Genomic DNA, 13626 nt, shown 5'->3' with positions numbered 1-13626 from the left:
CATCCCAAATATCGTGGAAGAACCGCCGTCGCGAGAGCCGAAGGAGCCAACACAGAGTGACATTCCATTGCACCCTTGTCCGGGGTCCGCGGGCACTTCGGCAAGCGGAACCCGTTGAGCTGGCCATCGCCGTGGGCGAGGGTAGCTCAGGCACCCTCGTCCAGGCCGCAGTCGCCGCTGAGTTCGGAACCGGGGAACTGGTGGTCGACGGGAGACCGCTCAAAGGTCTCACCGTCGGCGCCGCGCCACTTATGTCCGGAGCAGTGTTGGTTGACGGCGCGGATTCGTGGGGACAAGACGTCCCAGACGCCAGACGCGCGCCGGCAGCGCTGTCGCTTCTAGTCCATGCGGGACCTTCTGCGGGCCTGATCGTCCCGCTGGAACGGGGCAGTTACAGCATCGGGCGAAGCAGCGCCGATATTTCCCTCGCGGATCCTGAGGTTTCCCGGTTCCACGCTGCCCTTGCGATTTCCGAGACAGCAGTCACGATAACTGACAGTGGGAGCGCGAACGGGACCCTGGTGGATGGACGAAAAATCCGCTCCGCTTTCCTCTCGACGGCTTCCAGAATCCGATGTGGCGGGTCGGCCATGTCGGTAGTCTTCGACGATGGAGAATTCGGGACTGAGTCACTGGGGACAGCGGGCCTTAGCATCGCGGAGCCTCTCTTGGTGCAGACTCGCAGCGACACCCACTCCCGGATCCAACTGCTCCTCACTGCGGGGCTACCGCTCCTGCTGGGAGTCGGCGTCGCTCTTGCCACGGGAATGTGGATGTTCCTTGGATTCACTGCAGTTTCTGCCATCGCAGTCCTCACTCCGGCGATTTCGGGAAGACGGCAGCGCCGCCTTCTTGCCGCGGCGGTCGAAGAAGCTGTGGAACAAGACAGGGCCCGACGACGGCGATGCTCACCCTCCGCCGCAGAGCTAGCCTTTACCGTCAAGTCATCTGCCTTAGCGGTCTCGGACGAACGCGGACGGAAGCAGTCGACACTGTCAAGAACCGGCACGGCGCGAGGCACGGTAAGCTGCCATGAAATCTGGCTCCGACTCGGCACCTGTATACAGAACGCCTTGGTTGCCCTCGATCCCCCCGATCCAAGCTTCAAACCGCCTCAGTTGGGCCCGGTTCCAGTAGTTTTGGACCCCACGATCCAGGCCGTTTCCTTTGCGGGACCTGGAGCAAAGGTCGACGGCATGTTCAGATTTCTGCTCATGCAACTTGCGGTGTTCCCCAGCGCAGCGAATGTCCCGATCCTCATCCACGGCCCAATTGCCCATTTGCCGTTCGGCGCCCGCTTCCTCCCCCGCGTCACCATGACCACAGACATCCGGTCAGCGACTGCCTTCCTCTCCGCGGGAACCGGGGAACCAGGAGTACTCCTTTTGGTGGGGTCCGAGCCTGATCCTGAGGACGATTCGCTCCGGCAGGCCGCGGCCGAATCTGGCTGGAGAGTCTTCCAACGCACGGCAGGCGGAACTGAAGGTCATTGCGTTGTCGAGCTTTGGAACAGTCGCGCAGTCTTCCGATCGCGCCTTTCAGATACGGAATTTGATCCTGACTTGGTCCCGTACTCTGTCTTTGACAGCTACTGCCGCTCGGTGGCAGCCGTGCCCGCACTGGCGACAGCAAAGGCGTCGTTTGTCCCCTCTACGTGCATGCTCGCTGACCTGCTTCCGAATGACCCCTCAAGCATCGCGGCCCGCTGGAGCGATTCTTCAGACAGCAGCGGCCTGTCCGCGGTCATCGGTCAAGGAGCCGACGAGCCTCGGTCCCTTGACCTGGTTTCCGACGGACCGCATCTCCTTGTGGCCGGAACGACGGGATCAGGAAAGTCCGAGCTTCTACGTACTATCGTGACGGCGATCTCGCTGACCCATAGCCCCGACCGAGTCAACTTCCTGTTTGTTGATTTCAAAGGTGGTTCGGGCCTCGGGCCTTTGATCGATCTACCCCAGTGCGTCGGAATGCTCACAGATCTCAGCGAACACGAATTGGAGCGTACCCTTGCGTCACTCCGTGCCGAGGTTCGGATGAGGGAAGGATTCCTTTCGGAGGCCAATGTCCCTGATTTGCCGGCATACTGGGCCAGGGTCCCTTGGACTGGGGATGGGATCCGGGCAGTACGCGGAAACCGATTGCCCGACCTCCCCCGGTTGGTGCTTGTGATCGACGAATTCAGGATGCTTGTTGAAGACGCCCCGGCTGCCCTGGCCGAACTGATGCGGATCGCTACCCTCGGCCGGTCCTTAGGTATCCATCTGGTCATGGCGACACAACGTCCGCAGGGGGCACTGAGTGCTGACATCCGGGCCAACGTCACCACGAATATCGCTCTTCGCGTCCAATCAGACATGGAATCGAGGGACATCATCAAATCGCCTGCTGCGGCAACGATTCCGGTGTCCCTCCCTGGCCGGGCCTATTTGGTTCGAGGGGAAGAAGATGCTGAGCTTTTCCAGTCGGCGGCACTCTCCCAAGCAGAGGGAATCCGATCACTGGCGAGGATCGTGGCCCGTCCGGCAGCAGAGTCGCTCCTTGTCAGCGGTTCATCTGAGATCGCCGAGGCAAAGATTCAGAGCGCAGGGGTAACCCCTGCAGAAGCGGCGCGTCCCATCATCGAAAGAATCAATCAGGTTTGGGACACCCTCGGAGGCAGACCGCCCCGGAGACCTGTTGCGGACGCGCTTCCTGAATCAATCTCGTTGCACCAATGCCTCAGCGCAGCCGCATCGGCGGGCAAGCATGCGGAGCCCGCGAAGGCGAAAGTCGGAACGGCCTACCTCGGCGTAGTCGACTTGCCCGCGCAACAACGAGTTACCGGCCTGCTCTGGACTCCTCGTCTGCACGGGAATCTCGGACTTGTGGGTTCTCCTGCTAGCGGAGTCGAAGACGCCTGCCGTGCTATAACGGCGCAGCTTGTTGGAAATGCCGAGGAACATCACGTCTATGTCCTGGATGGTGACGGCGCTTTTGCAGGCGTTGCAGCCCGCGGGCGCGTCGGTGCCGTCGCTTCCCTCAGCGATGCAAGGAGGGCTGTCCGGATTCTGGAGCGGCTGTCAAATGAAATGTCAGCACGGCAGGCCCGGAATGCTGTCGCCGGAGAAGTTCCTTTGCTACTTGTCATTTCCGGCTGGGGGTCCTGGCTCTCCCAGTTGCGGACGGGACCGCTTGCATGGGCCGAGGACCTCGTCCACGACTTAGTCCGCGACGGGCCGAAGTCGGGACTGACGGTTCTCGTAACGGGTGACCGAGAACTGGTCGCTTCGCGCTTGTTCGGGTCAATTCCCAACCGTGCATACTTTCCCCTCGGCACTACGGAAGAGGGCCGGATGGCGTGGCCGCGGTTTGCGGCAACAAAGCCATTGCGGGGCAGAGCCGTGGTGACTGGGGACCTCCTTGATGTCGACACCGCTGTCGCCCAGTTCGTGGCACCGCCGCCAAGCACAGCCTGGCCGTACCGCGAACCCCCTAAGCCTGCACGGCGCCCTTTCAGGGTGGAGCCATTGCCGCAGTTCGTCCGGGCCTCGGACATAGTGGCCGGGCACGGAACCGAAGCCGCTGCTCCTACTCCGGCTCTCGCGCGCAGAGCGGTGCTGCTCGGGCTCGGAGGCGACGAACATGAACCTGCTTGGATCACGCTCCCGCGTTCCGGAGTCCTTCTTGCCCTCGGCTCCGCCGGATCCGGCAAGTCGTCGTTGCTCGCAGCGTTGCCGCTGCTCAACCCAGGCCATCAATGGCGGTCACCACCGCAAGGTACAGATCCGGATGCCTTCTGGGCGGACTTCCGCAGGAATGAAAGCAGCAAGCTTGTGGGTACCGGCACCATTCTTCTGGTGGACGACGCCGAACACTTGAGCAGCGCAACCGGCTTGCTCCTGGCCGAACTTCCCACTATGGGATTCTCTGTAGTGGCAACTGCCGGGCACAGCCCGGCCCTGCTACAGCGGACGCCCATGGCATCCCTGGCCCGAGCCCACGGAAGCGGGATCCTCCTTGGCAGGACGTCGCCTACCGACGGGGAACTCTTCGGGGTACGCGTCGACGTCGAACAGGCACGCCCACCAGGCCGTGCTGTCCTGATTGAGAACGGAAGAACGCGCCCGGTACAGATCGCCGCTCCAGAATGAAGCGCCCTGCCAGAGCGAAAGAGGTCAGAGCGCGGCCCGGGATCCGCCCGTTCTGGACGCAAAGGCGATAACCCGTTTGTCGAACAAAAGGACAATCACGGCCAACGCCGGCACCACCATGGCGAGGCCGCCAAGAAGCAGCCCTCCAGTTATGGTGGGAAATCCGATCGTCAGCACGAACAACTGGGCAACCAACGCGGCCGCGCGGGTCCAACGATAGCCACGGAACAAAAAGTGGCCCACGGCAAACAACCACGCAGAGAAGGCCAGGAGCAGGGCCAGGGTAAACACCGCTCCCCAGAATGAGGACACCGGAGCCCCGATCGCCAGCTGGTAGATGTACAGGGCCGCCGCGGCCAACAGTGCGAGGGCTTCCAGCACAACCACAATCGAAATAACAACGATTCCTTTGGGACGCCTTCCTCCGCCGGACGCTACGGCAGAGTTGTCGTGGCTGGTCCCTTGGCCGTCGTCGCCTGGCATGGCAGGGCCCTGGGCGGGGTTCAGAGGGGGTCTTGACACACTGGCACACTACCGGACATAGTCGAATACCTGTGAGTAGACCGGCAGCCAATGTGATGCATCGCTCACGGTTTCAAAGTCTCGAACCCCTTGTTTACACGGCGTTAACATGACACGCTTGACTGAGACGATCAAGGGGGCCCAATGGGCCCCTTTCCTATGAAGCCTCTCGTGAATATTTTCACAAAAGGCTTAACTAGTACTCACGAATGGAGCGACTGATCAGCATGGATTGGCGTAACCGCGCAGCCTGCCTTGACAAGGACCCGGAGCTTTTCTTCCCAGTAGGCAACACCGGCCCTGCGCTTCTCCAGATCGAAGAAGCGAAGAGTGTCTGCCGTCGCTGTCCTGTCGTGGACACATGCCTTCAGTGGGCTCTCGAATCGGGCCAGGACGCCGGCGTCTGGGGCGGAATGAGCGAAGACGAGCGCCGCGCACTCAAGCGCCGCGCCGCCCGGGCACGCCGCGCTTCCTAACGCCTGAAGGCGATAGGACACGCCGCCCTCAGCAAAAAGAACATACAAGGATGGCCCGGACCCAAGGTCCGGGCCATCCTTGTATTCCTCGCTGGGCTACCAGCACACCGATGATGTGCTCCTGGGGTCAGCTTCGCACCAGGCTCAGGACGATCTCGACGGCGGTGCCACCCCCGTCTCGGGGCATCCACTGGATGCTGCCACCCAACTCGCTCGTGACAAGCGTCCGCACAATCTGAAGGCCGAGGCCTTCTGTGTATGACCCCTCGGGCAGCCCAACGCCATCATCGGCAATGGTCACGGTCAGGAGTTCGTCGCCGCGCTCCCCCGTCGAACGATCGGCTATCAGCCATACTGTGCCCGCCCGGCCTTCGAGGCCGTGCTCCACGGCATTCGTCACGAGCTCGTTGATGACCAGAGCAAGAGGCGTGGCAAAGTCGCTCGGCAATTCACCGAAAAGACCTGAGCGCTCTGTCCGGACATGCTGGGAAGGGGACGCTACTTCGGCCGAGAGCCGGAATTGGCGTCCGATCAGCTCATCAAAGTCCACGCTTTGCGTGAGCCCCTGCGAAAGGGTCTCGTGCACCAGCGCAATTGTCGCCACCCGCCGCATTGCCTGTTCCAGGCCTTGCTTCGCCTCATCGCTGACCATCCGCCTCGACTGCATGCGCAGCAAGGCGGCCACTGTCTGCAGATTGTTTTTGACACGGTGGTGGATTTCACGGATCGTGGCATCTTTGGTCACAAGCTCAAGCTCGCGGCGCCGCAGTTCTGACACGTCGCGGCACAAAACGAGAGCGCCGAAACGATGCTTTTCATCCCGCAACGGAATTGCGCGCAATGACAGGCTGACGCCGCGGGACTCAATCTCGCTCCGCCACGGCATCCTGCCGGTCACTACCAGCGGCAAAGTCTCGTCCACCATGCGCCGGTCTTTGAGCAGTCCTGCGGTTACCTCCGCAAGGGACCGCCCTTCCAAGGTCTCCACCTCGCCGAGGCGGCGGAAAGCGGAGACACCGTTCGGACTCGCATACTGCACGATGCCGTCCGCGTCGAGCCTGATCAGGCCGTCACCCACGCGCGGCGCGCCTCGGCGAGAGCCCGTGGGTGACGCGAAGTCAGGCCACAGCCCCAGGGTTCCCATCCGGAGCAGATCGTAGGCGCATTGCCTGTAAGTCAGCTCCAGACGGGAAGGCATTCGTGAACTGGAGAGGTCCATATGCGACGTGACGACAGCGAGGGTCCGCCCGTTCCTGACCATGGGCACGGCTTCAACCCGCAGCGCCATCTCGCTGCTCCAGCTCGTTTCACTGGAGCGTTCGATTGAACGGCTGGACCATGCCTTGTCGACTATCGGTTGCAAATCCGATCGGATGCCCTCCCCGACGAAGTCCGCATGAAACACCGTGTGGCTAGTCGACGGCCTGACGTGTGCCAACGCGATGTAGCCGAATTCAGGATGTGGGAACCACAGGGCCAAGTCTGCGAACGCAAGGTCGGCGACCATCTGCCAGTCGCCGACCAGGAGGTGCAGCCATTCGGCATCTCCAGGCCCGAAATCAGCGTGCTCCCTGATGGGGTCTGTAAAGATTGCCACTGCACCTCCATATGACGCCGGGTTTCTTCCTAGCGTCGAACGATTGACCTCAAGAGCCTCAATGCTACCGACAGCGAAGCCATGTCGTCTGCCTCCAGCGCGTTGACCTCGTCAAACATGCTCTTTGCACGGCCGAGCTGCTCGGCGTTGAGGTCCTCCCAAGCCCGCAAACGGGCTTCGGCGTCGAGACCGACGTCGGTCGATTCGAGCACCGACATCGTCATGTCCGCCACGGTCGAATAGAGGTCGTCTCGCAGGGCTGCACGCGCAAGCGCCTGCCACCGGTCGTCCCGCGGGAGTGCGGTGATCCGCTCGAGCAGCGAATCAACATGGAAGCGGTCAAACACCGTGTAGTAGACGTTGCTGACATCTTCCACTCGGGCCTCGCTGCTTTGCGCGATCTTGGCTACATCCAGGAGCACGAAGCTCTCGAAAAGCTCAGCCCAGCGATGGGCAAGCATTTCCGGCAAGCCCCATGCACGTGCCTTTTCAAGCCAGCCGGTCACCCGCTCCTTGTCGCTGCCGCGCAGGTAGTCGAGCACCCGGGCCCTCATGGGATCCATCATCGGCTTGAACTCAGCAACGACCTCCGAGATCGGCTTTGAAGCGTTACCCTGGCTCAGCAACCAGCGAACGGCGCGGTCCAGAAGCCTCCGGATGTCGAGGTGCACAGTGCTCCAGTGTTCCGTGGGGAACGAAGCCGGCAGGGCGTTGAGTTCCTTGACCATCGAGTCGAGTTCGTAGATCTCCCGAAGGGCGACAAACGCCTTCGCAACGGCAACCTCGGTGGCCGAGGTCTCCTCCATTGTGCGGAAAGCGAAGGTAATGCCGCCCAGGTTGATCATGTCGTTCGCAACCACCGTCGCGACGATCTCACGACGCAAGGGATGCGTGTCCAGTTCGGCATCGAACCGTTCCCGGAGCTGCTTCGGGAAGTACGAGCGGATGGTCTTACGGAACCAGGGATCGTCCGCCAGGTCGCTGTCGCGCAATGCCGATCCCAATTCGATCTTGGCGTATGCGGCAAGGACGGAAAGTTCTGGAGACGTCAGGCCTTGGCCCTGTTCCAACCTCTCGCGCAGTGTGTCGGTGGTCGGCAGTGCTTCAAGGTCCCGCTTGAGATCAGCAGACTTCTCGAGCCAGTCCATCAGGCGCTCGTAGCTCGGGCTCCATTCGGCGACGCGTGTGCGGTCGTTGAGCAACAGGATGTTCTGATCAATGTTGTCTTCGAGCACAAGGCGCCCAACCTCGTCGGTCATGTCGGCGAGGAAGGATGTGCGCTCGGAAGCATCAAGTTTTCCGGCGGCAACCATGCGGTCAACGAAGATCTTGATGTTGACCTCATGGTCGGAGCAGTCCACGCCCGCAGAGTTGTCGATGGCATCGGTGTTGAGGATGACGCCTTGTAGTGCTGCTTCGATGCGTCCGCGTTGCGTCATTCCGAGGTTGCCGCCTTCGCCAACAACCTTGACACGCAGCTCGCGCCCGTTCACGCGAATGCCGTCGTTCGCTTTGTCCCCCACCTCAGCATGTGACTCGGTGCTTGCCTTGATGTACGTCCCGATCCCACCGTTGTACAGGAGATCTGCCGGGGCGAGGAGTATCGCGCGCAGAAGTTCCGGGGGGCTCAGCTGGACGGTTCCGTCCGGAAGGCCGAGGGCGCTGCGGACCTCCGGAGAGATCGGGATGACCTTTGCCTGGCGCGGGAACACCCCGCCGCCCGCGCTGACGAGCGATCGATCATAGTCATCCCAGGAGGAGCGCGGGAGATCGAAGAGACGCTGCCGTTCATCGAAGGAGGAAGCAGCGTCCGGCGTCGGGTCCAGGAAGATGTGGCGGTGGTCGAAGGCAGCCAACAAGCGGATGTGCTTGGAGAGAAGCATTCCATTTCCGAACACGTCACCGGACATGTCGCCGACGCCAACCACGGTAAATTCCTCGGTCTGGGTGTCCAGGTCGAGCTCGCTGAAGTGGCGTTTGACCGATTCCCAAGCGCCGCGGGCTGTGATGCCCATGGCCTTGTGGTCGTAGCCGATGGAGCCGCCGGAAGCGAATGCGTCCCCCAGCCAGAATCCGTACTCGGCAGCCAGGCCGTTGGCAGTGTCTGAGAACGTTGCCGTGCCCTTGTCCGCAGCCACCACCAGGTACGAATCGTCGTCATCCTGACGGACTACGTCAGACGGCGGCACGATCTTTTCGCCGTCGGAGGTAGTCACAAGGTTGTCGGTGAGGTCGAGCAGGCCGCGAATGAAAGTCTTGTAGCTCTCGATACCTTCCGCCATCCAAGCTGCGCGGTCAAGTGCGGGATCCGGGAGCTGCTTCGCAAAGAACCCGCCCTTGGCGCCGGTGGGCACGATGACGGCATTCTTAACCGTCTGTGCCTTGACCAAGCCGAGGATCTCGGTCCGGAAGTCCTCACGACGGTCCGACCACCGCAAGCCGCCTCGAGCCACCTTGCCGAAGCGCAGGTGCACGCCTTCAACGCGGGGCGAGTACACCCAAATCTCGTACTTTGGCCGCGGGAAGGGCAGACCATCGATCTTGGTCGGATCCAGCTTGAAGCTAACGTAGGACTTGCCTTGGAAGTAGTTCGTGCGCAGCGTCGACTCGATGAGGTTGACGAAAGTCCGCAGGACGCGGTCGGCGTCGAGCGTGGCGACTTGGTCGATCGCTTCGGCGAGTGTGGCGCGGGCAGTGTCCTGGCGGGCCGGACGCGCGGCGTCAGCTGATGCAGGATCAAAGCGGGCTCCGAAGAGATCAATCAGGCCTCGTGCAACCTCGGGGTTGGCGAGGAGTGTGTCCGCAATGAACTCGAAGGAGTTTGTGTTCCCCATCTGGCGCATGTACTTCGCGTAAGCGCGGAGCATCACCACTTGCCGCCAGTGGATCCCCTCGCGGAGCACCAGTCGATCGAAACTATCGGATTCCACCGCTCCGGTCACGGCTGCACTGAAGGAATCCGCCAGCAGCTGGCCGGTAGCCACGGGGTCGACGCCGGCGGGGTACTTCAGGCCTAGGTCGTAGAGGAAGAAGTCCCTGTGGTCGGAAGTCTCGATTTCGAAAGGCCGCTCGTCCAGAACCTCTAGGCCGAGATTGTGGAAATAGGGCAGGATCTGGCTCAGGCTCTTGGGTTCCAGAAGGTAGAGCTTAACGCGGGCGTCCTCTTCAAGAAGCTCACCGGCACCATCGGGTAGGTAGACATGCACTCCGGGTGCCGCCTGGACGGCGACGGCGTCGCGATCGGTCGTGGCGCCGTACCTCTCGAAACGCTCAATGTCTTGAAGGGCGTCCTCGACTTCGTAGTCGACGCGGTAGCCAGCGGGGAATGCATCCGTCCAGAGGGCGGACAACGCCTCGGCGTCCGAAGCGCTCCTGTTCTCACGGAGCACCTCCGCAATTCCTTCGGCCCAGGACCGCGAGGCCCGGACGAGGCGCTTTTCGAGCTCTCCGGCGTCGACGTCGCGAAGTTCCGCCTCACGCGGCAGCCGGATGCGGAAGAAAACCCTCGCTAGCGCGGACTCCGTGATGCGGGCTTCGTAGTCGATGCTCTCGGCTTCGAATGTCTCGCGGAGTTCCTGTTCAATACGCTTCCGGACGTTGGTGGTGTAGCGGTCGCGGGGCAGGTAGACCAGTGCGGACATGAAGCGTCCGTAGATATCGGGGCGCAGGAAGAGCTTCGTACGGCGCCGCTCCTGAAGCCTCTGGATGCCCAACGCGGTCGTGGCCAGATCGTCGGTCTCAATCTGGAAGAGCTCGTCACGGGGGTAGGTCTCAAGAATACCCACGAGGTCCTTGCCCGAATGGGAGTCCTGCGGGAAACCGGCCGAGCGGAGCACGGCGTCGACCTTTTCCCGGACAATGGGGATGTTCCGTACTGAACCGGTGTACGCGCTGGTGGCGAAGAGCCCAATGAATCGGCGCTCGCCATTGACGTTGCCTGCAAGATCGAAGCTCTTGACGCCTATGTAATCCAGGTACGCGGGGCGGTGCACAGTTGAGCGCGAGTTGGCCTTGGTAATGACCAAGGCACGCTTTTCGCGGGCCTTCCTGCGTCCTGCGTCGGTGAGGTGCTGGATTTGGTGCGGGTGGTCCCCTGCCCTCAGGAGTCCCAAGCCGCTCGCTTCCCGCAACTCAAGGACGTCTTCACCGTTCTCGGTGATCAGGTCATATTCGCGGTAACCCAGGAACGTGAAATTGCCGTTGTCCAACCAGCGCAGGAGGTCCTGTGCTTGCCTGAGTTCAGCGATGTCTTCAGGGTGCGCCACCCTGTCCAGGGATGACGCCAGTTCCAACGCCTTGGTGCGCATCTTGGGCCAGTCTTCGACGGCGGCGCGGACGTCGTTGAGGACGCGGTAGATTCCGTTTACGAGTTCCTTCTGGAAGTCGTCCGCCACCCTGTCAACCTCGACTGCGATCCACGACTCCATATGGGAGACGTTGTCGCCTTGCGCGATGAGGTGGGCGACATTCGGCATCGCTGCGGTGTCACCGCTCGAGATACCTATGTTGGAAGGCACCCGAGCGATGGCGGAGATATCGCCCGTCAGGTGATCACGTGAAACCACGAAGAGCGGGTGCATGACGAGCCGTATGGCGCAGTTCTGGCGTACGAGCTCGGCATTCACCGAATCCACGAGAAAAGGCATGTCATCGGTAACGATGTACAGAATGCTGCGATCTGCCTCGTTGGCGATCTTGACGTTGGCAGTGCCCGGTTTACGGCTCTTCCCGACTTCCCGGTGCGCTTCTGCCCTCGAGGTCAGTTGCTCGGCAGCGTATCTGCGGGCATCCTCCTCTGCGAGATGCTCGTAGTAGTCACCGAAGAACCCTTCACGGACTACTGCAGGTTTGGAACGATCCTCCACGCTGGATCCTGACGACATCGACAAACGCCTCCATCACATCTTGATTGCTGCGTCCTTGCAGCCCACATGGCGAGCCTAACGCTTTAGCCGTCGCCTTGCTCTGGAATAAATGACAGAGGATTTGCCGTTTTGCTGGCCAGGTGCACAGATCAATCTGGCGATTGCGCGCCGCAAGGCAGATTCGGGCGCTGCTTCGAGGAGCACGGCACCGGATAGCAATGCGGCGTCGCAGGCTTCCGTGTCGGATGGAAGGAACACCTCGATGCCCGAGCCAGGTCCGTACCGCTCCCATGCGTCGCGAAGCTCGCGTTCAGGTGACCGGCCTGCAGATGCTGCCCGGACCTTGTTCAAAACCACGAGGGGAGCCGCCTGCGGGACTGCACGTTCGAGCTCTGCGAGGCCACGCACGAGTCGTGGAACCCCGATGGCATCGGCTGCGCCCACCGCGTAAACGGTGTCCGCCAGTTCGATACTGCGGAGAGTGGCGGCATTGCGCCGGGGTGCCATGCTGTCGAAGCTGAGTTCCTCATCGGCCTCAAGGCAAAATCCTGCATCGACCACGACGATGTCGGCAATGTCCTTGGCGTGTTCGAGCACCGAGGAGAGGGCAGAGGCGCGGAGTTCAGTCCACCGGTCCGCCCGCGTGATGCCGGTAAGAACGCGGAAGCTCCCCGACCTGGTGAAGACAGGCACGGCTATCCGTTTGAGGGATTCGGCGTCCAGAAACCCCTGGTCGGCCAACCGGCACGCCTGCGCCAATCCGGCGGATTCGTCCAGCAGGCCCAGCGAGGCCGCGACGCTGGCCCCATAGCTGTCCGCATCCACAAGGATCACGGGCTTGCCTTGGGCCGCGAGTTCTGCGGCGATGTTAACGGCCACAAGCGTTCGGCCCGGCGCTCCAGTTGGTCCCCAGACCGTGATGATCCGGCCGGCCCCTGCAGGCGCGCGTTCCGCTGCTTCCTCAACATCGGAGGGGCGGAGTTCCGCTGCGGTGTCCGCATAACCGGAATCCCGCTCACCTGCGCGTCGGCTCCCCTGCCCGGACAGTTGGCCTACGGAATCGAAGATATTGGAAGCCAGCGTCGCCGAATCCACCTCCAACGACGCTGTCACGACGCCGAGACTGCGCAGGCGGGCCACCTCCGCCGAGTCGTCGCTCAGGGCAACAATTGACACGCCAACGGCCGCCAGTCGGTCGACCAGCGACGCCGTCAGCTCCTCAGTACCTTCGGCTACGACCGCTGCACGCGCGAGACCGCTTTGGCACGCGGCTAGCAGTTCGGCGAGTTCACCACACCGGCGGACGACCGTTACCGGCCCATGGAGCCGCTCGAGTCCCCCGACCAAATCTTCCTGTGACTGCCCGACGGTGACAACGGGGATATTCATTTGCCGCCACCGCCCGGGTTCCAGACCACGGCAACCTTCGCTTTATTCGCCTGTGCGCCAAGAAGTTTCGGCATCTGCTCATCGGTCACAAGAACCAGCACTACCTTCTCCTTGGACGCTCCGAGCGTGGAAGCGCCCTCGGTAACCTGGGCGATTTCCGCGCTGGGCAACAACAGCTGCGGCGTGCCGAAGCCGTTACGAGCGTCGGGGAGCGAAACCCAGACGTCCACGCGGGATCCAGCCACAGCCTGGGAAGGCAGGGACTCCTGAATCGAGATCGCAACAGGCTTTCGGTTTAGCGTATCGGCCGCTCCCAGGCTTTCCTGCGGGACAAGTTGATTCTTGGCGATTCTCTGGACGGCGACCCTACCTTCGGGCAGGCCGTCCGCCAGAGTCACGTAACTGGTCTCGACATCGTCTAGCCGCACCTTGACGACCGCAAGATCGTCCTTGTTGACTCTCTGACCCACGGCAATCGGCTCGCGCGCCGCATACACCTGGATAGTGCGGTCTGCGGTTCCAACGAGGGCGATGACTCCGGCCAACGATGCCAGGACCAACAGAATCCCCACCAAAAGGCGCGGATCCCTCCATGACGGTTTCTTGAGCCGCGCTGCAGCGGCCGCGGTAGTTGCACTCACCTTGCT

7 protein-coding genes are annotated in these 13626 nt (G+C 62.1%); 2 read left to right on the top strand and 5 right to left on the bottom strand.

Annotated features, from left to right (window positions below):
- Positions 1–56: 56 nt before the first annotated feature.
- The gene (locus AC3ANQ_RS07295; protein ID WP_488304467.1) at positions 57–4130 is read left to right on the top strand and encodes an FtsK/SpoIIIE domain-containing protein; all 4074 of its coding nucleotides are present in this window, start codon (positions 57–59) and stop codon (positions 4128–4130) included.
- Positions 4131–4154: 24 nt separating this feature from the next.
- Here the strand turns inward: AC3ANQ_RS07295 and AC3ANQ_RS07290 are convergent, their stop codons facing one another.
- Positions 4155–4652, bottom strand: coding sequence for a hypothetical protein (locus AC3ANQ_RS07290; protein ID WP_488304466.1), 498 nt, complete (start codon positions 4650–4652; stop codon positions 4155–4157).
- A 227-nt stretch (positions 4653–4879) separates the two neighbouring features.
- On the opposite strand from AC3ANQ_RS07290, the gene AC3ANQ_RS07285 reads away from it, so the two are divergent.
- Positions 4880–5128 (top strand): WhiB family transcriptional regulator, encoded by a 249-nt coding sequence (locus AC3ANQ_RS07285; protein WP_003804966.1) that lies wholly within the window; start codon positions 4880–4882, stop codon positions 5126–5128.
- A 127-nt stretch (positions 5129–5255) separates the two neighbouring features.
- Here AC3ANQ_RS07285 and AC3ANQ_RS07280 read toward each other — a convergent pair whose 3' ends face one another.
- The 4 genes from AC3ANQ_RS07280 to AC3ANQ_RS07265 are packed head-to-tail and all read right to left on the bottom strand — an operon-like array spanning position 5256 to position 13620.
- Positions 5256–6725, bottom strand: a complete 1470-nt coding sequence (locus AC3ANQ_RS07280; protein WP_488304465.1) for a sensor histidine kinase — start codon at positions 6723–6725, stop codon at positions 5256–5258.
- A 29-nt stretch (positions 6726–6754) separates the two neighbouring features.
- Positions 6755–11608, bottom strand: coding sequence for an NAD-glutamate dehydrogenase (locus AC3ANQ_RS07275; protein WP_488304464.1), 4854 nt, complete (start codon positions 11606–11608; stop codon positions 6755–6757).
- 57 nt (positions 11609–11665) lie between these two features.
- Positions 11666–12979: a CpaE/TadZ family protein gene (locus AC3ANQ_RS07270; protein WP_488304463.1), complete on the bottom strand. Its 1314-nt coding sequence runs from the start codon at positions 12977–12979 to the stop codon at positions 11666–11668.
- On the bottom strand, positions 12976–13620 hold the full coding sequence (locus AC3ANQ_RS07265) for a CpaB family protein (RefSeq protein WP_488304462.1): 645 nt from the start codon (positions 13618–13620) through the stop codon (positions 12976–12978). The genes AC3ANQ_RS07270 and AC3ANQ_RS07265 overlap by 4 nt, the downstream gene beginning before the upstream one ends.
- Between the last annotated feature and the right edge of the window lie 6 nt (positions 13621–13626).

The organism is Arthrobacter sp. DMZ02-1R (assembly GCF_057747935.1).
This window is presented reverse-complemented; position numbering and strand designations above follow the sequence as displayed.

Excerpts from the sequence above, each read along its gene's own strand:
- AC3ANQ_RS07285 (WP_003804966.1), top strand. The coding sequence starts at position 4,880 with ATGGATTGGCGTAACCGCGCAGCCTGCCTTGACAAGGACCCGGAGCTT.
- AC3ANQ_RS07270 (WP_488304463.1), bottom strand. The coding sequence starts at position 12,979 with ATGAATATCCCCGTTGTCACCGTCGGGCAGTCACAGGAAGATTTGGTC.
- AC3ANQ_RS07275 (WP_488304464.1), bottom strand. The coding sequence starts at position 11,608 with ATGTCGTCAGGATCCAGCGTGGAGGATCGTTCCAAACCTGCAGTAGTC.